The organism is Vibrio sp. A1-1, from assembly GCF_021728175.1.
In the GTDB taxonomy this organism is placed as follows: Bacteria; Pseudomonadota; Gammaproteobacteria; order Enterobacterales; family Vibrionaceae; genus Vibrio; species Vibrio diabolicus.
The window spans coordinates 22,640-44,530 of the sequence record NZ_JAKKCL010000022.1; the positions used below are offsets into that span (position 1 = coordinate 22,640).

Sequence of the window (21,891 nt, forward strand, 5' to 3'; positions counted from 1 at the left end):
CCCATGCCTAGCATAGAAGCCTTAACCATTCTTGGTTCAAGCAAGTAAGATTATAAATATATTTACATTATACAGTCTCAGTTATAATCTTATATCAAGAGCTGGTATGAGCCGCCCTGCTCTCTAAATTATCGAAAGCGGAACGCGCTGCGCTTGGTCAGCCAGACTGTAAGAGTCAAGAAGACCCATGATTCCCATAGGTAATCATGTTAAGTCCGAGTTGAAGCGTGACACGGCCAACAACAAAGTTGCAAAAAATGAAGCGAAGTATTTCTAGGGAACCTTTATAGTTCCCTTTCCTTTTTGTGGGGATGAGTAAATCTAAGCAAATTTTTCCTTTAGGAACATAAGGTTACGCTCTTAGCGTACAATATTTTCCGAATCGTCGTGTGCCCCCCTACAACAACGACCAGCATCACAAAATTCCCTATCTAATAGAGCAGTACAGCTAACCGAGATAGCTGGAGAAGCAATAGTCAGCGATATAGAGATCTGGCTCGTCAAATGATAAAAAGGAAGGTGTAAGCCTTCCTTTTTTACTTAAATATTCTCTCTTTCCTGATTTAGGTGCTGATAAACAATATCCGCATGGCTGTAAATTGTGTTTTCTAGAACTATTTGTCGAAAACGCCCTTCTGAGCAGGTTCTGATCTCATCTATATCAAAGTGGTTTTCAATATATACCTCGTCACAACCCTCAATACTGACTTCGCTCCAGCAAGACTCGATGGCATCCTCTAGCTCTTCGCCTTTTGTGATTTTTTCCCTGAGACTAACGATAAAGTTACTCCAGTCCGCATTGGAGATCCAAGCGCCTGTATTTTCATCAACCGACAATGGATAAAACTCAACATCGGAAAGGTATGGGTGTTCATCATGAGGGTACGGGTCGTAAAGAACTGAGTCATTGTCAATTACACCGATCGATAACCTACCTGTTAGTCTCGGGCATATTACGTCTGCGCCCAGAAGTCTTGCGATCTCGCTGGCGTTGTAGTCGCTAGCGCCGCAGTTTATAAGCGCTTCACCAACCTCACTGATTTGAATCAGTGCCGTTTCAGTGCTTATCATGGCCTGATAACTACTAAAGTATGCAGATTTAGCCAGAATGTTATACGCCTGAGTAAGCGATACCTGACGTTTATCTTTAGGGATTGTATTGAATTTACGGCGGAAAACAGATTTTAGATTTTGTGTTGAAACTTCGATGAAGTTTGAATAAGCGTCAATATTCATATTGCCTTACTTGTTAATTTGCTGGATTTACTCGACATACCGCGTTTAATTTTGTTGGTTGCCATGACCAGCGTTAACTAGTTTAAGCAATATAGAACACTCTGAGAGGGCTTAGTTTAAGGTAAACGCACCATCAGCCTAAGCAGCTAATCACTATGTTAATTAAACAAAATGGGCGTGTCAAATTAGGATAGCAAAAAGGCTATCCTAATTATCTCTTAAACAACCAGCGCTTCGAATGTGTGAACCTTTTCGCACCACGAGCACTCAACAACAATCTCGCAATAGTCGTCTCCGAATTCATTTTGTTCTTCTAGCTGGATTGTTCCTAGAACTATTCCTGTGCTGTTACCGCAAATGCAGGGGGTGGTCATTTCGATCTCTTTATTAGCTTCAGTTTTTAAGTTTGTCATACGTTTTAATTTAAGTTTAACCAATTGAATTTATTTTAAAAGAGATAATAGGGTGATTAGGAATATAAAAATTAAACTGCTTACAAAAAATTTGTATTAAAGGTTATTAATTTCTAAAATTAATAAAAAACCCCTCTATAAAAGAGGGGCTAAAAACGAGTTATGACTGAAAGTTACCTAAATGCATATTTAACTTACGTAATGAAGGTTAGTAATAAATAACTCTTACATCAAATAAAATTAACGAGGAATGAAATATGTAATAAAACTAATCTTTATCATCGTCTTAGCGTTGCCAGCCTTGTCTTCCTTTGCTAGCGATAGCGGTGAACTCATCGATTTAACTCCTGTTACAGAGTGTAGAGGGTTAACAGATGAGCAAGGAAACATGAAAATGTTGTCTGCCCAGATATGCCCAAATGATGAGCTTATTCTAGCGAAACTTAAAAGCTATCCAGCGACCATTGAGTTAGCGTTAAAGGGGGCAAAACCGTTTCAAAAAAACGTTGATGGAATAATTAAAAATGCCAAAATTCAACACACCTTACGTAATAGTAATTTGGATTTAGCTGGCGAAGAGCGTGCATCCATAATGATGGGTTCGCAGCTATTACTTGTCATTGCCATAATTTTCGCAATTGCATACATATCTTATTCATTTTTTAAAATGATGACTAGCGCTGATGATAATGACTCAGAAAAGAAGCGTTTAAAGTTTTATATTGCTATGTGCGCGGTCGCACTGTTTATGAGTTTAAAAATCCCTTCCCAAAGCTCAATTGTTTCTGAGAACAATAGCGTAAATGTAGCAGCTTTTATTTTTGCATATATAGGTATCCTCGGTTATTCATTTGGGTTATTTGTTCAAAATATTATCTCTCACACATTAACAACAAATTTTGTTGATGAAGGTTTGAAGGTAGGGGGTGTTGATACTGTCACCTACTCAGCCGCCGCCTCTAACCTTCCTCTGACTAGAGCGCGTAACGATATCGAGATGGCGGTTTGTATCAATCAGGCTGCACTACTTGGGGTGTATCGCGATGCTCAAAACGGCCTAGCTGCAAACACTAGCACATACAGAAATGGATCTAGTCTAAATTTATCAACATTGGGCGACTCTGCTGCCTCAATGCATGAGCTAAAACCCGGACAAAACTCAGTAAAAATCACATCTGGATGGGGAATGGAACATGATCTGGATTCAGCAACAATCTGTGGAACTCAAACGCTTGTATCTCCTGTCGAACCTGAAGCAATTAAACCATTCTCAAAACTGATTAATAAAAAACTGGACTCGTTAAAAGATGCATCACGCATAAAGAGGGATGCAGCGTTTGAGGCGTGGGTGGATATTTACCGCTCAATTCAGGCTAATGAAAACCCAGAGTTGGATAAAGAGCTGATGGCAGATCGCGCCTTAAAGTATTTCTTTTCTGCGCTTATGTTTAATGCAGAAGGAGGGGCGGCTTTAGTGCGCCAAGAGCAGGAAGCGATGGAGCGATTTAATAAAAGGTCGGCTCTCGCTGACGTTATAGCTAAAGAATTGCGTCTTAAATCTTGCCTCAGCAATCGAGCTGAGTACATCCGAAATAGGTACACTGTTAAGGCTCTAAACGCAGGTAATGTAGGTGTTTCTGAGTTTTCAATTAGCTGTTCAGCGGTACACGAGGGCGGTGATTTGGCGCTTTTGTTTAATGCTGATGATAGTACAGCTTCAAGTTTCACCCATTCCACGTTAGAGGTTGCTGCACAGCACCCTCAAAAAATTGCTGACGCATACGCTGAGCTTTTAGATTTGTATAAATCAGAAGCTGAGGTTCAGTTAGCATTTACTCAGGCGTTAAAAAATCTTCGTGTCGATAGTGCAATTGCGAGCCTTAACTCAGCAAGCAGAAGTAAAGCGGCTGCAATTGAGGCAAGAAAACACGGAATGTCTAAATTTGGCTCTGCGTTTTTAGGAACTTACGAATCAAATCTTAGTGTTAGTCAACACCTGACGACTAACAAAGAGGGGAAGGCGGCGCTGCAATCCAGTATTAGCGCAACAAAAAACTTTGATTCTCAAACCTCCTATTTGCCTCCGAATATTGAGGGAGAGAAGGGGATCACTGATGTGAAAATCGTTTTACCTGCCTACATGTTTAACAGCCATACGGATGAATCCGCTGGAGCTGGACAGACTGCGCAAGAGTCGTTTGATTCTGTTATTTCTACGATGAGCGGAAATACTTCTACATCTAATGCCATTATGAACACTGGCCTTGAGTACGAAACAGGGCAGTTTAGTGCTGACACGAAAACTCACGAGGAGTTAGTGTTAGATTTGAGCGGCAATGTGATTGGGGACGCATTTGATATTGTGTCACAAACTCGACCACACTCAACAATGACTGAGACTGAATTAAGATATGCGATGCTGAAGGCATGTGATGTTCAGATAGATCAGTCGGTTTTGAACCACTTAGAGCGTACACGTTCAGAAATGGTTGCTTATTGCTCACAGTTTTTAAAATCACCGATGTTGTATTTTAGAGATCAGGGGATTGCTGCGATAACTCTGGGTGTGGAAGTGATTGCAACCACGATCACAGTAGGTGCAAGTGCTTTTTTAGCAAAAAAAGCATTAAGCAAGTTTAATAGCAAGAAGGGCGTTTCTTCCGAGACTGATGGTGGTCTGACTGGTTCTGTTAAGTTGCAAAAAAACACGAGCAATTCCAGCGAGATTGGAGGTGTGGATAAATTTTTTGGGGCGGCTAGGACGATGTTTAAAGATCTGATTAGTAACACGATAGCTATAGCTATCGTGGGGATGGTGGCCTTAACTCATATGATCGGTGGGGTGTTTCAATTACTGATCTACTACATGCCTCTTGTGATTTTTAGTATAGCGCTGTTTGGATTTGAGACGTTTTCTCTAACTGTTCTGTTTGTGTCTCCGATGCTGTGGGCCTTTATTCTTATGGGCGGTAGCAATCGATGGTTTTACGAGCGTTTTGGCGTGATAGGTGTGATTCGTGGTTTTTTACAGCCAGCTTTTATGACGATTGCATTTGTTGTTACTGTCTGTGCTCTCCCTCTCGTCGCGTTTTTTTTTAAAGATGTGATGTCTACTGTTTCTGCGCCGCTTTTAAATAGCGTAGACGGTAATATCATGGCATCTCAGGTCGCAGTCGCGATCATGGTTTGTTTGTGCCTAGGGTTTGGGTTCAAGCTGTTTTCTGAGTTCATTCGAGAAGGAATGAGGGATCGATTAGATTTTATTACTGGAGAGTCTAGAACAGACGATGATAGAAATTCAGAGAGTGAAATGGCTGAGCTGATCGGCGCAAAAGTTGGCGTTTTGGCTCAAGAGGGCGCTACAGAGTTCATGCTGAAAGGGGGTGAGATAGTAGGTGTTGACACAAATAAGAACATCTCAAACCTAAGCAGGGGCGGCACGGATCAGGTTACGGGAAGCGAGATAAATGAGATTCAAGGATTTTCACTACCAAGCCAACCGCAAAGAGATACTTTGAGGCCAGCGAGGGAGAATAGTAAGCCGAGAAGAGAGGCACTGACTCAGACGAACGATGTTGCTGATAATAGAACTGAACCGGAGCAAGAACGCCCAGAGCTTAAGCGAAGAGGTGATAATGCCTCTCAGGATGAGAGGGTAGATAAACCAGAAAGCGACCCTGAGTCTAGCTCAGATAAGTAAGTAACATAAAAGGAGCCATTAGGCTCCTTTTTCTATTCCTATCTCGGCGTGAAAATATTGCAGAGTGGTGAATTTGAATCTAGCATCGGTTGTACTCGTGCCCTTGGCAACACACTCAATATATGCCTTAACGTATGCCTCGAATTCAAGCTTAATCTTGTCCTTGTTGGCTTGAATTTTATCGAATTCTTTTTGTGCGCGGAGCTTAAACGCTTCGGATTCAATGTCGGCTTGCTGAACAACCAAGGCTTTAGAGTAATCGAGGCCGTTCCAGATCAATTTGCCACCTCTCTTGATAGGGATGGTTTTGAATCCGTTTCGGTGGTTCATATTGCTACGGAGAGGAATTGCGTAGGTTAGTGTATCGATGGTAATCGATACGATGCCGTAACCACGGTTTTTCTCCAGCACCTGAGGTCGGTCTTTAGCTAGCTGCTCGTAAGATGCCTGCTTGAGTGTTCTTATGTCCATTGCTTTTCCGTAGGCACAAAAAAGCCCCAGTAAAGGGGCTTTCTGTGTAGATTAATCCAGTGAGGTTGATACTATTTTATGTGGGGATTCCTCTACCGCCACTCATCCAATGAGGTTGATGCTATTTTACAGGGGGATTCCTCTACCGCCCTTCATCTACAGTCTGATCATAGCCCCTTATGGTACTGATTTCAAGACCATAAGGGGTATTTATTGCTATTTAAGACTCTTGAGCTTTTCGGCGGCGCTTCTGGTTTGGCCTAGTGCATCTCTGGATGCTGAGCCGAACTCATCTTCGCTAGTCTCCTCGAACACTAATCGTCGAACGGTCTGGTAGCCTCTCGGTGTCTCTTGAATGATGTTATAAACAAAGATCGTCAGAAAAACAAAGTATATCCCTGCAAAAACAAGGCATTTCACGATTGAACTAACTAAAGAATCGGTCATTACTGATAGTGCCGCCAGATCATTTACAGAGCCGAGCATTATGGGTAGGTGGGTTTCCATTAGCCCTAACGAACGGTAAAAACCCATTGCAAACAGAGGCGGCGCTATTATTAGTAGTGTTACATGAGTTATTATTTTTTTGATTTGCATAGCTATCTCATCCGCCTGTTTGGTTACGATGTATGCAACTAAAGGATTTAATAGCCAAACTGTTAGAGTAACTAACAAAATCCAAAGAATGGTGGCGAAATAGAACATAGCCATTATTGACAGCGGGATAATGTACGCCATAACAAACCCTGCGAGGAATATGATCTGAGATGGCTCAACCCATCTGTCTCCATCGCCCTGCAAGATGTATCCTGCGAGGTAAGCAGTGCTTAGAGATGCATTAGCAAACCCGTTAACATTCTCCATTGCATATGGCGAATCATCGAGAGAAACTTTATCTGTCATCATGTATTCCATTGCTCCAATCGCCGCAGTCCCTATCACTGGAGTCAGGTACTTCTTAACGCCCTGCATCATCGAGCTGTTCTTAACTTCGTGGCTTTTAGCAGAAGATTTAGAGCCTGTGAGACCGACCTCGTGCTTAGATGCTGATTTTTTCGATAAACTGGTTTTATTAACTATTTCCGCTGACCATTTTCCTGCTTGTAAATAGCTATATAACCTGATCAATGTTTGACCTGTTTTGGCGATTTCGACAACGGGTGCCTCGCACATATATTTAGGTTGACCTTCTGCGTCAGTGATCAGTTGGTTTGGTGTTTCTAGACACTGGGTTAATCTTGTCATTCCTATGATGTCGTGAGACTCAGAGGATTGATCTTTTGGTGCGGCTGGGATGTAGCTATACAGTCCAGCGTCAGTATCGCTAATAACGAAACGTAATTTGTCGTTAAGATCTCGATATCTTGTTGAGTGAGTGCTGTTTGCTGTTACTGCTAGACTATTTCTAGACTCAGCTCTAAAGCCAGACAGTACCGTTTGAGGCTCTTGTCTCGCGCTAGCTATGGACAAGTCAGAGAGAAATTGAGATGGCCTAAACGCCCAACCCCTTTTGAGATTCTCTTTATGCAGATGGGTCGAGGCGCTTGCGTAGATAGCTGAGCCACACTCAAACAAATTACTGTTACTACCATCCGTTTTGGCAGAACAAACCTTAGGTAAGCATTTGTCGATAGACTCACCGTTACACACCTGTCTTACGCTGTTTTCGCGAAAATCAGTGTATGATGGATATGCCAGAACTTGGGTTACGTGATCTGACATACATAGCTCTGCTATGCGTTGCATTGTAACAATCTCAGATGCAATGAGCTTTTTATTGTCGCGGCTAACTAGGCTTGAGTAGTCAGTCGATGCAGGACATAGCGATTTCCAGTTCTCTGGAATATTGATGTTTTGAGATTCAGCTCGAATGTACATGGGTCGGTAGTCAACGGAGGCATACATTGCCTTGTTGAATGAGTGGGCTGAGCGCACAAGGTCGTAGGTTAGAGCTGTTATCGTTCGGAGTTGATTTTGCTCATATAGATCGATAAAACTGTCAATTTTTAGCCTATCTGATACAGCAGCGAACTTTGGATCGCTCATCGGGGAGTCGATGGAGGTTGAGACAGTTAGTTCGCAAGCGGAGCCTGAATTACCAGCTTTGACAATAACCCTGCCTGCGCTTTTGTGGGTGTAAATTTCTTTTATTATCTGATCAACAGTTACATCGTCACCTTTCTCTTCTAGTACGCAGCGCGAGTAGTCGATGATTTGCGAGAATGCATTCGTGTTGTAGTTGTTGATTGTGTCACTCTCAGTTTTTTCGATTAACCACGTTGATGGAGGTGTGCGATAAAATGGCAAGCTCAATTTTTGTGGTGGCATCATTTCGTCAGCCACGATCTTTGCACCTGAAACACTTCGAGCGAGTTGATTCATAAGTAATTTCTGAGCGTTAGCTAAACCTCCACCTGTACTTCCGAGTAAAATCAAAACCCCACCGACAACAAAAACGGCTGTGAAGATTTTTTTGCTTGCACCTTTCTCACCCAGCAACAGGCCAAACGATTTGTTAGCAAATAACCCCCAAATACCGAAACTGAAAAGGAGCACACCGGATACTACCGAGGTGAGTGGGATAATTTCGGTTGTGATTTTTGAGATGTTAACCCTAAAGGAACAGTTTTCTATATCTATTTGAGACATTCTTCTGACCGCCTCCTTGTTGGATTCTCCATCAATGAGGGTTGCAGCAGTGTCAGAGCCGAAGGTGCTGAGTGCGAATTTATTGATAGGGTCTTTAAATTCGTCGTATGCGCATGTATTGCCAGCAGCATTAGCGCAGGCGCTAATAAATATAATGAAGGCAATAAAAGTAACTCTAATCAGTCTATATAAATGCATCTTTTATTTTAATTTTAATATATATAAGATAGCTTTCAAAATTTTTGTATATGTATAATTTTTTGAGGGAAATGGTATAAATATATTGTTTGTCGTTCAAAAAATTTGTATAATTAAAGAAAAAAAATTTATGGAATATAAAGACATTGAGCTTTTCATAAAAGAGAATTCTCTCATTAAGTTGTTGCGTGAGGAATATAACAATGACAGAAATAAATTGTTTGAAGAGCTAGATATTAAATCTAGAGGTCATGTTGCTTATATGCTATCTAAAAATGCATTTGTCCACGACGGTAAGATTTATTACCCACCGAAAGAAGTTTGCAATTTTAAAAAGGAATAAATTATGAAAACACCAATAGTAGCTGTTTTATTTGCTGTAGCCACAATTCTTTATGCAGGATTCGATAAATATTCTGACTACAGAGAAGGTAAGGCTATCGAGGAAAAATATGAAGTAATGTATAAACGTTAACAGGGTGGATGATTCGTGTCTTAATATATATATGTTTTCTATCAATTGGGTTTGTCGCTTACGCAGAGTCAATAGGTAGCAACTCTAACAGTAAAAGCAGCATAATAGATGTGCGCTCAAAACCTGATACTATTGTTGAAGGTGCATCTATGCTTTTCCCAAATGCAACGCAAAAATCAATCGACCTTCTATCAGTTGATGAACTTGATGGTTTCATTAATTCACTACCAATCAATAACAAGATAACGATAGACAACCCTCACAAAGTCTATACCGACAAAAACAACGATTTTTACCATCAAACGTATATCCAGTCGGAGCGTAAAGGTAGCTTATTAGAACATTTATCTTTAGCTTTCTATGGTGTTCTAACCGCCGTAGCTATTTCGCTGTTTGTGTACATCCTATTTTTCAGGGGATGGGAATACGTTTTTTCTAATGATCATGAGGGGGATGATGAAGCAGAAGATGTTAAGAGTGACTCAGTAAAAATCATCATCAATTTGTTTATTATAATAGCTCTGATTGCTCCAATTCCATCTTGGGAAACAAACGTTTTAAGTATCTTGATGACTACGGTGATAATCTTCATGGCATTATCAGCCTCATTTTTCTCAAGTTGGCTTTACTCTGCATTGTATACTGGTTCTGGTATGCTCAGCCCCAATCTAGATCAGACTAAAGATATTGAAAAGTCTTATCAATCAATACAGTTGGTTATTGAAGATGTTGTTTTGTCGAGAATTATCAATGATGCTCATTTGGATTCTGAACTACGAAAAAAATGGCCTCAAGGTCAACCTGCGTCAAATGAAGCGCTGGTTGGTCTAGCACAACTGCAAAAAAAGGCGGCAGACGCTCTCCCTGAGTCGTCTCGCATTAATGTTAATGAAAATTGCCTTATCTCTAGCAGAGATTACGTTCAAAAAGCAAAAATCGCTGAATGTCGATGGGTGCTCGACAGTACCGAGTATGGTGCTGACATTAGTAATGCGAGATTGAATATTGAATTTTCACCAAAACTAATTGATAAAAAAAGCCTCACGGCACCGGAACGTTATCTGCGTGAAAACCTTAAGGGCACTTTTGAAGATGCAGTAAATGCCTTAGATGATTATAAGCGTAGTGTTATCTGTCCTAGGGTGCATGGTCAACGAGTGTCAATTAGCGAATTAGAGTACAGTCTGTTTTGTTCAAGGAAAAACGGGGCGGGAGAACTGATAGATGGGTTCTATGGCTATGAGAGTAATGATGGAGTTTGGTTCGACGCTGTTGATGGTTACAGTTACGATGAAAAGGGTAATGTAGTTATTCCCGAGATCGCAAAACTATCGCTAATGACTAAAGCAGCAGCCCAAAAGCTGATTGAAATTGAATCAAATTCAAACATAAAAGACCGAAGCGCTACAGTGATTTATCACTCAGGTTTATTGGATTCCTCATTTCGTATTACTGATGGGGTAACTCAGGTTCAGAGGGAATTGGAAAATTTGTACCAGCCTTACTTTGATAAAATCCTGCACATAACACTACCTAATACTATATCGTCTATTAGACAGGAATACAGTTACAGCCCAAAAACCATCAAGCAAATCAGCGACTCTGATGTCCCTGCTTTTTTAGAAAAAAACCACCCATACTTAAGAAACATTTGGTTTGAAGGTAGCAATAAAATTAGTGAGGATAGCTTTAACCTTAGCGATTTATCTGAGGTTGTCTTGAATAAAGATCCTTTTGCTAAAAGAGTCGAGGACTTTTCCTTTTACGTTAATTTAGCAGTGGCGATGGTAACGGGAGGATTCGTTGCAGAGAAGTTGGGATGGGAGACAACTGGAGGTTTTATTAGCTCCTTAGGTTCTTCTTCTCTGATGGTGGCTATTGTGATTTTTTGCACAAGAGTGCTTTCATTGTTTTTTACTGCAAAGGTTGTACTACTAATTTTGTGCAGATTAATTAAGTTGTGTTTGTTTTATATGATTAAACCACTCGCTTCTATATTGAAAAACACATTCCTGACAAGTGAAGAAGTGAATAAAGAATCTGATTGGGCATTAATATCGAATATAAAAACTTTAATTATAGACACTGCATTACTTTTTATTTTTGCTGTTATGGCAAATTTCGCTGGGTATGTATTAGTTTATTACTCAACTGATATAGTTTATGACGTCGTTAACAGTACATCGCTTCTTGACTCATCGAGTGTTATTGATTCCGTCATTCTGTTTATGCTTGGGTTTTTCCTTTATTTATTTATTATGTATAAATGCCTATTTGATGCTCCATTTAAGATTCTGAGCTTCCTAGGTAATCTACTGGATGATGAGGCTAGAGATGATATTCAGAAAGGCGAGTCATTAAGTTCATTACTTAAAATATTTAATGTTAAAAGTTATATTTAATCGAGGAGGGTAAAAAACCTCCCTTTTTATTTTCAAGCAAACAAAAACAATAATTTAATTACCTTACAAAAAATTTGTACAAAGATCTGTTTATTATTAAAATTTAAATAAACGAGATGCATTATAACTCCAGAAAAAAAAGACGAAGCTCTTTTTATCACTGGCTTGTCACCTTTAGCCTTATAGCGCTAGCGTTATTCTCTCCATCTATTTTTGCGAACACTATCGATTGTGGAACAGCCTTTGATAGAGAGGGTAAGGTAGTTTTAGGAGACATGAGTGTTTGTGAAAATGACCCAAGTTTGATTGGTGTCGGCATATTATTGGGAGATTTGCCACAATCAAACGGCGCGGTAAGGGGCGTTTATAGGCTCACAAACACACCTACGCCAGAGATACCAACAACCGTAAAAAATCAGACCAGCCTTATATCAACAATGATCCATTTTACGTCGCTCTCGGCAGGATATATTTGGTTTTTGGCTGGGCTAATAGTTCTCCCTCTTCTTTTCTACAGAGCGATGAGTAGCGGAAAGTTTGTTAGTAGTCGAGATGATTTAATCACGCTATTAAAAACTGGCGGCGGGGTTGCTCTATCTACGCCGTATCTTGGCGGGATTTCCTTAATCCAAGTCTTGTATATCAGTGTATTGTTGGTCGGACTAAAATTAGCCGCATCAGTTGGCTCACATTTGCCAGAGAAAATGCTCGGCTCTCAGAAGACTGAGACGATAGCAATGGCTGACGAATACATGCAGTTTAATGGTATGGGTCAAGATTATGCGGAAAACCTAGTGCGTGGATTATACGGAGCGGAGCAGTCAGCGTTAACTTTAAATTACATGAACATTCGCACAGAAAATGCCAGCATGGTAAAGGGCGAAAATAGTTCAGGTGGCGGATTTTTAGACTCAATAATCGGATTTTTTTCTGATTATGAGGATCGTGACCCGACCGTTGGTGATGTAGCTAGCTCACTAGCAGGTGACACAACACTGGTTGCTAGAATAAAAAACCCAGTTTTAAACAGTAATGCTGGAGCCACACTGGAGCCGTTTGACTACAGAGAGGATGGTTCAGCCCCACTTTTCGAGCGCAATCTGTCTGTTTCTGATCTTTATAAGGCTCGAAACACAATGAGTATCTCATCACCTATCCCTGAGATCTCAGATGAGGCATTAAGGGTGGTAGCTAACTCAAAGGCCATACCAAAAATTCAGGAAACCCTTTTGGTTAGAGCTTTGTCAACCGAAGCTCAGGCCAAGGCGGCGAGTGAATCGGCCTCTTCGCAAATGCAGGAATTAATTTACGAGGTTCAAGATCAGCATCCAGATGCGTCAGCACTATCCATTCTTTCTGCTTTGGATGGCTACCTATTTGGTGCCTTCTCTTTGGATGCGACCAAAAATGATGCACTATCGAGCGAGTTAAGGTTTAGTCCGTTTTTTAGATCGGGTGAGTTGGCAGAGCGAGGTAATGAGCCAATTTATAAACTGTTTGATCAAACCAAATTAGCAACAACGGCTTTGAGACGATTTAACTGCTACAAAAACATCGAGCAAATGGCTCAATGGGAGGCGTGGTTAACATACGACCTTAGCAAGGGATCGATGGACTCTAACGATAAATTCAGGAATATCTCTGATGCCGCTTACGTATATCCAGTTTGCCTACTGCCAACACCTGACGGCACATTCACATCTTTGCTGGATTCTGATGATCAGAAGGTTATTAATCAGCTCGTAAGTAAGGTCAGGAGCGGAGAGATTAACACATCATTAGAGATCTTGATTAATCAATTTAAGCCAAAAACTGAAGATAAGGCGCGAAAATATCTTGCCGATGCTAAACGTGAAATCGATGTTTTATCGAACTATTTCGCGAGAGTTAGTGCTGCTAAAAAACATGCTCTTCTAAAGAATCTTGAAATAGAGATTAATGAATCAAGTCAGCGAGCAATAACAGATGCTAGACAAAGAGGTGTTCTAGGTATACCTGCTATGTTCCTCTCAGCTAACGATACGGCTATAAAAATTGGAGCAACATTGGACGGGGCTAAACCTAGTGCATCTGCTGCTAGCCACGTAGCGCCTAATGGTGTTCTGTCTATGCGCAATATAGCAGATGACTATTCTGTCGAACTCGATAACGCGAGATTTAGCGGTAGCGTAATTAACGCCTCAGTTAGTGGTGATGTCGAGTCTCAAGCTACTAGCCTCGACGAAGATCAGGACACCGATATCGCTAGCAATGTTGATAGCGCATTACGTGCAATGATAGATATGGCGATTCCTGCCGACGACTCTTTGAAGAAGGCTATGGGGTTTGATAAAGCATTATCATTAACTGACAGCTACCAAGCGTGTTCAACAAGAACCACATGTTTTAATTTTGAAGGGAACCCTCTTCTCGGCTTTGTTATGTATGGGCATGATACATTTAAGGCAGCGTTGAACATAATAGTGTTAGACAAAGTGATTCAGGTAGTTAATGCCAAGATTCAAGGTCTTACTGAGAGTGATGGTTCGAGTGGCGGAAACTGGGTAACAAACACATTAAGCTTTTTTGCTGATGGTCTTAAACAGGTTTTTGGTACGTTGCTTGGTCTAAAGTATGTGCAAGCATTTTCTGGGATTGTGGCAGCTATCTCTGATGTTATCTCAAGTTTAGAGATGCCATTTCTATTTGCGGGAATCTATATCGGATTTATGATACCGCTGTACTTAATCATGCAAATTACAAAAGCGGTGATACTGTATCTATTAGAGGGGATTGCATCGGTTGTTTTTTCTCCGATCACGATCTCCTTAGTGTTTATCGATGTATTCGGTATGCGAATGGTTAGTTACCAAGATCATGTTAATCAACTAATAAGACTTTTGCTCACAGCGCCTTTGATTGTTATCTCGTTTATCCTTTATTGGGAGCTAGGTGGCGTAGGTTTTTACATGGTAAACAGCGTTGCTGGTGCCCTTAATTTTACGGGATTTGATGGTAGCCTATCGAGTCTCATACCTAGTTTTGTTGCATACCTACTAACACTGGGGATGACCGTTTTACTCTACTGTGGAGTTGAGAAATTCTGTCGCGAACAAGGGTTTGAGTTAGGTAACAGTGCATTAAATATGATAGGCGTTCAGTCGATTTTCAAATCTATGGGCGGGAATATTAGTAGTGCTATCGGTGCGTACATGATAGCTAACCAAGTGACACAAACTCTAAACATTGTTAGCGCCAGAGCTAAACAGGAAGCTGCGGCATCTCAAAAGAAACGAGGTGATAGTTGTCGTTGAACATTAAAGTTTGAAACTCGACAATAAAGACTAGAACTATGACATTAAAGTTCGACCTTTCGATGCTTTTTGTCGTAGTTTGCCTTTTGTACAACAGCGCTTCATACATTCACAGTGGGCACTTTCTAACGCAAAAGTGCCCCATTGTCATTTTCGCTCTTTAAATTTCTTGTCGTCCTGCTTCAAAATTTTCCTCAATAAAATTCATGTGAGAGAAACATATGGTTTTGCAAAATTATTCATTAAAGGTGAGTAGTTAAAAATCGGTTGCCCGGAGATATGCTGACGATGATTTTGAGTCACTTCGGGACAAAAGCGCCTTAGATTTGTCCTAATGGATAAAATATCCCCACAACATCATTTTTTTGAGTAACGGCAACAGTTTTTTGCTTTGAAACTATGCTTGTCATATTTCGTTTGAACTCAGTTTTACTGAGTTGGCTTTGATCTTGTAAATCTAAGTATGTTGCCTTTCCTGATTTGCTGAGCAACCAGTTTAGTTGACGAAAAGTATAGCTATTTTGATAGTTTTTTAATCGTGATGCTGATAGCCAACCTAACAACTCTTGAACACGTTCATGAATGAGTATTAGTCTGTCTAGCGCTTCTTTATCCGTAGTTGGCGCGTTTCCTAGTTTTTTTGGAATTTTGTTTTGGCGCTCCCTTGTTTCTTCGAAGAGATCACCTTGCTTCCAAATAGGTTCGAAATGAGCGATACGGTTTCTCATCGAGCCAACCATTTCTAGTCGTGCATAGAGAGCGTCTTGATGCTTTACTTTCTTCCAGTAACTATCACTTTTGTGTCGATGGTAAGGTATAACGGCGGGAATGATCTGGCCCCATGGTACAGGTTTATTTGTTTTATCTCTCTGAATATCTAAAACTTTAGGCCAAAAGCCATACGTTAATCGTGATATAACGTCATCGTGGCTGACAGGGGGATGCTTAGGCTGCCATTTCCCTTTTTTTCTTTTGTGGGTTATTTTAAGAATATTTTCTTCAGAGCGCAGATTGAGGTCTAACGCTTTGTACCAGTCATTACTCGCTTTAGAGCCAATTGAACTTGAGTTGTAGTAATGGCTACTTAACGCTGAGTGCAACTTGTTTCTTAGGGTTATCTCAACAATACCGATTAAACGAAAAAAAGCAGCAGATATAGCTTCATTCCAGCAATAGTGACCATATAGCTCGGCTGGAGTTTGAGGCTTGAAGAAATGCTGATAGCTAGACAAACGGGGTAGTGAAAGATCCTGCTTTAAATATTGGTAGTCTTGAGCTTGCATTATGCCTGTCATTCTCGTATTATTTCTGTGTAAGCACTTGGATTTATTTTCAGGCTAGCTCTCGAAAGACAGCACCTGCGAACTAAGTTGCAACGATTCTAACAGAAAAACCCGCCTAAAGCGGGTTTTTCTGTATCTGAATTCTAATATCCTTCACGTCTCACAACTCTCTGAAATCCTTAGTGCATCTTCAATCTCGACACCAAGGTATTCAATCGTGCTTTCGAGCTTAGCATGACCCAGAAGTAACTGAATAGCTCTAAGATTCTTGGTCTTAGCGTAGATCAAAGAAGCTTTAGTTCGTCGTAGCGAGTGCGTGCCGTATTGAGTTTTATCTAAACCGATATCAGTCACCCATCTGTTAACCATAGTCGTGTAGTAATGGTAAGAGATTGGTTGCCCTTCACGGCGTGGGCTTGGGAATACGTAGTCGGTTGGTACCAGACCATTCAGGATAATCCATTGAGATAAGGTTTGTTGGGTCTTAGGCGTGATTTCGAAGTGCACTTCTTGATGGGTTTTCTGTTGCTTCACAATCGCTCGTGACATCACGCAGCCACTGTGGCTAACGTCTTGTACCTTTAGGTTACGCAAGTCACATGCTCTGAGTTTGCTATCGATGGCAAGGTTAAACAGCGCCAGCTCAAACAGTCGTTCCTCAAGCTCCAACCGAATTCGGATGCGCCAAATGTCCTCCAATTTAAACGCTTTCTTCTGCCCAACTCTTTTTCCTTTATTCCAAGCAGCCATAATGTGCTCCTTACTTCATAAAAATCACTGTTAAGTAAGGCAGAACTCAAGGAAGTTTGCTTAGTTACTGGTATCATAAGGTAAATTTTTCGAATTCAAGAAATCAGCAATGAACGAACAAGAACAACTATTCCTGAAAGAGCTGGAAAGCAAGCTCTGGACAGCCGCAGACAAACTCCGTGCGTCACTCGATGCCTCTCAATACAAACATGCGGTGCTTGGCTTAATTTTCGTTAAATACGTGTCTGACGCCTTCACGCTTCGCCAAGAAGAACTAAAACAAGACTTTGCTAACCCTGAGCACGAGTATTTCCTCGATCCTGAAGGTTACTCGGCTGAAGAACTTGAACAAGAAATCGCGATTGAGCTGGAACAGCGCGATTACTACAAAGAGAAAAACGTGTTTTGGTTGCCTACTGAATCTCGTTGGAAGTTCCTGCAAGACAATGGCCCGATGGTTATTGGTGGTGCGGACTTAGTGATTGATGGTAAGACGAAGAAAATTACTTCTGTTGGTCACCTGATTGATAACGCGCTGGAAGGCATTGAGCGCGACAACCAGAAACTAAAAGGTGTTCTCAACAAGCACTACGCATCGCTAAAAATTGATCAGGCAAAACTTAATGAGCTGATTAACCTAATCGCGACCATTCCGTTTAATCATAAATCCCTGAACAGTAAAGATATCCTTGGGCACATTTACGAATACTTCTTAGGCCAATTTGCTCTTGCTGAAGGTAAAAAAGGCGGTCAGTTCTACACGCCCGCATCAATTGTTTCGCTGATTGTTGAGATGATTGAGCCGTTTGAAGGCCGTGTGTATGACCCAGCAATGGGTTCGGGCGGTTTCTTTGTGCAATCAGAGAAGTTTATTGAGCGCCGTGCTAACCAAAAAGAGATTGACCCGCTCACGCAAAAACAAAGAATCTCGATTTACGGTCAGGAATACAACTACACCACATGGCAGCTTGCAGCGATGAACATGGCAATCCGTGGCTTGGATTACGATTTCGGTAAGGAGCCTGCCAGTACCTATACCAACGACCAACACCCTGATTTACGAGCTGACTTCATCATGGCTAACCCGCCTTTCAACATGAAAGAGTGGAACACAGGTGTCGATGATAACGATCCACGTTGGGTATACGGCACACCACCATCAGGGAACGCCAACTTTGCTTGGATGCAGCATATGCTTTACCACCTTGCACCAGATGGTTCTCAAGCCTTGTTACTTGCTAATGGTTCGATGAGTTCAACCACCAACAACGAAGGCGAAATTCGTGCGGCCTTGGTCGAGAACGATTTGGTCGAGTGTATGGTGGCGCTTCCGGGACAACTTTTCACCAACACGCAGATCCCTGCTTGTATCTGGTTCTTAACCAAAAACAAAAAAGCACGTACCGATAAATCAGGTCGTAAGCTACGTGATCGTAAAGGCGAGGTATTGTTTATTGATGCGCGTAACCTTGGCTATATGAAAGACCGTGTACTACGTGATTTCACTCGCGATGATATTCAGAAAGTTGCCGACCTTTACCATGCATGGAAAACGGGTGCTGAAGTAAATGGCATCGCTTATGAAGACCAAGCAGGCTTCTGCAAATCCGCAACGTTGGAAGAGATTAAGAAACACGATTTTGTGCTCACTCCGGGGCGTTACGTTGGCGCAGAAGAAGAATCAGATGATGGTGTTCCATTTGGTGAGAAGATGGCAACGCTAACCGCCAAGTTGAGCGAGCAGTTTGCTGAGTCGGCAACGCTAGAGGCTGAGATTAAGAAGAACTTAGCGGGGTTGGGTTATGAGCTGTAATTGGCCAATCGTAAAACTTGGAGATTACTGTTCAAAGATCGGCAGTGGTGCGACACCTAAAGGTGGGAATAGTGTCTATCTAGATCATGGTGAAATCTCGCTGATTCGTAGTCAGAATATTTATAATGAAGGCTTTAAATCTGATGGTTTGGTTTATATAACGCCTGAAGCTGCTCAGAAGCTAAAAAATGTAATTATTGAACCAAATGATGTGCTCATCAACATCACTGGTGATTCTGTAGCAAGAGTATGCTTAGCTCCGAATGAGTTTTTACCTGCACGAGTTAATCAGCATGTAGCAATTCTTCGAGTTGATCCCGAAGAGTTCGATCATCGCTATCTTCGATATTTTTTGACATCTACAAAGATGCAAAACTACCTCCTAACAATTGCAAGTACAGGAGGCACGAGAAATGCTTTAACTAAATCAATGCTGGAGTCTTTGGAGGTATCAAAACCCTCATTAGACGTTCAAAAACGAATTGGTGATGTATTAGAAAGCTTTGAAAGCAAGATTGAACTCAATTCAAGAACCAACCAGACCCTAGAAGAAATGGCGCAAGCCATCTTCAAATCATGGTTTGTCGATTTCGATCCAGTAAAAGCCAAGATGAATGGCGAGCAACCAGAAGGGATGGATGCGGCTACTGCCTCGCTATTCCCCGATAAGCTCGTTGAGTCGGAGCTTGGTTCGATTCCTGAGGGTTGGAGTGCTAGCTCTATGGGTGAGCATTTCAATATAACAATGGGACAATCGCCAAAGGGTGAAACTTATAACGAAGAAGGTGAAGGTATTGCCTTTTTCCAAGGTCGTAGAGACTTTGGTTTCCGCTACCCAGATGTTCGTGTCTATACGACCGACCCGAAACGCTTTGCTAAAGCTGGCGACACACTAATTAGTGTTCGTGCCCCTGTTGGTGATAAGAATATGGCTGCTATTGATTGCTGTATTGGACGTGGTGTAGCCGCTATTAAGCATAAGAGTGATTCCCGTTCATTTACTTATGCGTTTATGAGCCATATTGAGAAAAAATTAGGTGACAGTGGATCTTCGGGAACAGTCTTTAGCTCTATCAATCAGAAAGAGTTGAAGAAGGTTTCATTTGTTGCGCCACCTCAAGAGCTAATTGAAGCATTTCATAAGATCGTAGACCCAATTGACCAGAAAGTTGAGGTTTTATCTAAGGAGATCGAAAGCTTGTCATCGCTCCGTGACACCTTGCTCCCTAAATTGCTTTCCGGCGAAATCGAGTTAGACGTCGAAAGGGTTAATGCTAATGACTGAGCAACTATTGACTGCCATTGAGTCTGGTAATTTGGCGTTATTGAATGATGTACTTGAACATCAGCCAGAGTTAGTTAACACCGTCTTTGAAGAATTAGAAGCAACGCCATTTGAGCTTGCTTTGAAAAATGGGTTTTCGACACTCTCCCAGAACATCATTAACAGCGTCGGTTTTGATATCAATCATGCAGGTCATAACCCACTTCGGTTGGCGATTGAACTTGGTTTTTTGAATATTGCTCAAACACTGTTACACAAAGGCGCAAACCCTAACTATCGACCACAACAAATGAGCAGCGCATTGTTGCTTTGTTTAGACAATGAATACTTTGAACTCGCAGAGTTGATGGTAGAAAAAGGCGCTGAAGTTAACATCCGAAACGACAAGGGCTGGACACCTTTAATTTGGGCCTCAATGAAAGGCCGAGTCAAAGCGGTTGAATTTCTGCTTAAGCACGGAGCTGCCGTCGATGTTTGCAATAACGATGGCTGGAATGCGGTTACGGGCGCTTATTTCAAACAACGTTTAGAAGTCGTCGATAAGCTCCTTGCTCAAGGTGCGGTATTCAGCGCCAAGTACTCAGAAGCCGCTATGTTGTCAGCGTATCAAAATGGGCATGTCAACATCGCTAAGAAGCTACTAGCTAATGGCGTTAATCCAGATGTGGAAAACGAAGATAATGAAACGATGCTGATTATCGCCGTTACTAAAGGTGATGATGAAATGATCAAAGCGCTCGTTACTGCTGGTGCGAATCCTAACGCAAGAAACAAAGACTCGCATCCAGCGTTATCTTTATTGGCTCAAAATGGCAAAAATGAACTCATTTCGTTGCTGATAGATAAAGGTGCGGATGTAAATCTTCAGAGTAAGTCTGGAAGAACTGCCGCTTATTGGGCAGCAAGTTATAACCAAGCATCAACATTGGAACTTATCCATAGTAAAGGTGCCAATCTTGATTTGCGAAATGAGGATGGATGGTCACCTTTAATGGTTGCAGCTAGTAGTGGCTACCTTGAATCCGTCATGAAACTGGTTGGACTTGGAGCTAATACTGAATTTGAAACTAAAAAGGGTAATTCTGCCCAAGATATTGCGAAATTAAATGCACCGACGCATGGAAATTTGAGCAACGTAAATGGGCACCGTATTTATCCAATGCTTAATACTAGCTTCAAGCAAATTGTTGACTACTTGTCAGGATCGCGTCAGCAATGATTGCTCAAAGCTCAGTTTTTGATGCAGTCCGTCGTGGTTATAACGAGTTAGAACTCGCAAGTAACGACGACATTCTTGATTATTTCTCTGATGTCGACCCCGATGCGATGTCGGGACATATCAGCAATATCAAAGGCATTGTGTTTGAGCAAGAGGTTGTCACTGCACTCAACGATCAAGGTATGGATACTTTGTTATTTGAAGCAACTAATCACCCCGTTTCGGATATTGCTCTGATGAGTGATGGTGATATTGCCGCAGAAGTTCAGCTTAAAGCGACAGACAGCGTCAGTTATATCAATGAGACGCTTGCTGAAAACTCAGACATCCCAATTATTGTCACTAGTGAGGTCGCCGATAGCTTGGATAGCACGTTGGTGATTGATTCGGGGATCGACAATGTTGTATTGGATGATACCGTGTCAGAGGTATTAACAGGTGAAGTTTTTAACAATGTTGGTGAATCCGTAGCAAGTGACGTTGTAAGTGAAGGACTAGCAGATCTTGTCGGTGATGTAGCTTTACCTATTAGCCCTATTGGGATTATTGGTGCTTTGTTTGGACTCCCTTTTTTGTAAGTAAATAGTTATGTATTCAAGTTCGCTTCACGTTTAATAAGTTAGGTTTTCGAGAGCGAGAACATTTACAAGAATGGCCTGATCATCAACCACATGCAATCGGTGAAGGGATGGTAATCATTCAGA

Annotated in this window: 14 protein-coding genes; 9 read left to right on the plus strand and 5 right to left on the minus strand. The window is 41.4% G+C overall.

What is annotated here, in order from left to right; genetic code table 11:
* Positions 1-540 precede the first annotated feature (540 nt).
* Entirely contained in the window at positions 541-1,236 is a 696-nt protein-coding gene (locus tag L3V30_RS22015) for a hypothetical protein (RefSeq protein ID WP_029844537.1), read from the minus strand.
* Positions 1,237-1,899: 663 nt separating this feature from the next.
* Between L3V30_RS22015 and L3V30_RS22020 the strand changes: the two genes are divergently transcribed.
* Positions 1,900-5,349, plus strand: coding sequence for a hypothetical protein (locus tag L3V30_RS22020; protein WP_029844535.1), 3,450 nt, complete (start codon positions 1,900-1,902; stop codon positions 5,347-5,349).
* Positions 5,350-5,367: 18 nt separating this feature from the next.
* Here L3V30_RS22020 and L3V30_RS22025 read toward each other — a convergent pair whose 3' ends face one another.
* Complete coding sequence (locus L3V30_RS22025; RefSeq protein ID WP_029844533.1) at positions 5,368-5,820, minus strand: hypothetical protein; 453 nt, start codon at positions 5,818-5,820, stop codon at positions 5,368-5,370.
* Positions 5,821-6,036: 216 nt separating this feature from the next.
* A complete protein-coding gene (locus tag L3V30_RS22030; protein ID WP_029844531.1) occupies positions 6,037-8,667 on the minus strand; it encodes a hypothetical protein in 2,631 nt (876 codons plus the stop codon).
* A gap of 130 nt (positions 8,668-8,797) precedes the next feature.
* Between L3V30_RS22030 and L3V30_RS22035 the strand changes: the two genes are divergently transcribed.
* The 4 genes from L3V30_RS22035 to L3V30_RS22045 all read left to right on the plus strand — a co-directional run bounded on the left by L3V30_RS22035 (position 8,798) and on the right by L3V30_RS22045 (position 14,837).
* A complete protein-coding gene (locus L3V30_RS22035; protein ID WP_029844530.1) occupies positions 8,798-9,010 on the plus strand; it encodes a hypothetical protein in 213 nt (70 codons plus the stop codon).
* Between the two features lie 3 nt (positions 9,011-9,013).
* Positions 9,014-9,142 carry a hypothetical protein gene (locus tag L3V30_RS23995; RefSeq protein WP_267136968.1) on the plus strand — a complete coding sequence of 43 codons (129 nt, stop codon included), beginning with the start codon at positions 9,014-9,016 and terminating at the stop codon, positions 9,140-9,142.
* A gap of 110 nt (positions 9,143-9,252) precedes the next feature.
* Positions 9,253-11,544: a hypothetical protein gene (locus L3V30_RS22040; RefSeq protein ID WP_237309898.1), complete on the plus strand. Its 2,292-nt coding sequence runs from the start codon at positions 9,253-9,255 to the stop codon at positions 11,542-11,544.
* A gap of 116 nt (positions 11,545-11,660) precedes the next feature.
* Entirely contained in the window at positions 11,661-14,837 is a 3,177-nt protein-coding gene (locus L3V30_RS22045; protein ID WP_237309900.1) for a hypothetical protein, read from the plus strand.
* 320 nt (positions 14,838-15,157) lie between these two features.
* Here L3V30_RS22045 and L3V30_RS22050 read toward each other — a convergent pair whose 3' ends face one another.
* A complete protein-coding gene (locus L3V30_RS22050) occupies positions 15,158-16,120 on the minus strand; it encodes an Abi family protein (protein ID WP_180788106.1) in 963 nt (320 codons plus the stop codon).
* Between the two features lie 153 nt (positions 16,121-16,273).
* Positions 16,274-16,870 (minus strand): tyrosine-type recombinase/integrase, encoded by a 597-nt coding sequence (locus L3V30_RS22055; RefSeq protein ID WP_140316748.1) that lies wholly within the window; start codon positions 16,868-16,870, stop codon positions 16,274-16,276.
* A gap of 109 nt (positions 16,871-16,979) precedes the next feature.
* Here L3V30_RS22055 and L3V30_RS22060 point away from each other — a divergent pair, with 109 nt between their 5' ends.
* Genes L3V30_RS22060 through L3V30_RS22075 form a run of 4 tightly spaced genes read left to right on the plus strand, consistent with a single transcriptional unit; the run spans position 16,980 to position 21,765 of the window.
* Entirely contained in the window at positions 16,980-18,683 is a 1,704-nt protein-coding gene (locus L3V30_RS22060; protein WP_237309902.1) for a class I SAM-dependent DNA methyltransferase, read from the plus strand.
* Positions 18,673-19,968 (plus strand): restriction endonuclease subunit S, encoded by a 1,296-nt coding sequence (locus tag L3V30_RS22065; RefSeq protein WP_237309904.1) that lies wholly within the window; start codon positions 18,673-18,675, stop codon positions 19,966-19,968. Before L3V30_RS22060 ends, L3V30_RS22065 begins: the two co-directional genes overlap by 11 nt.
* Complete coding sequence (locus L3V30_RS22070) at positions 19,961-21,187, plus strand: ankyrin repeat domain-containing protein (protein ID WP_237309906.1); 1,227 nt, start codon at positions 19,961-19,963, stop codon at positions 21,185-21,187. Before L3V30_RS22065 ends, L3V30_RS22070 begins: the two co-directional genes overlap by 8 nt.
* On the plus strand, positions 21,184-21,765 hold the full coding sequence (locus tag L3V30_RS22075; RefSeq protein ID WP_237309909.1) for a cytochrome P450: 582 nt from the start codon (positions 21,184-21,186) through the stop codon (positions 21,763-21,765). Before L3V30_RS22070 ends, L3V30_RS22075 begins: the two co-directional genes overlap by 4 nt.
* Positions 21,766-21,891 lie beyond the last annotated feature (126 nt).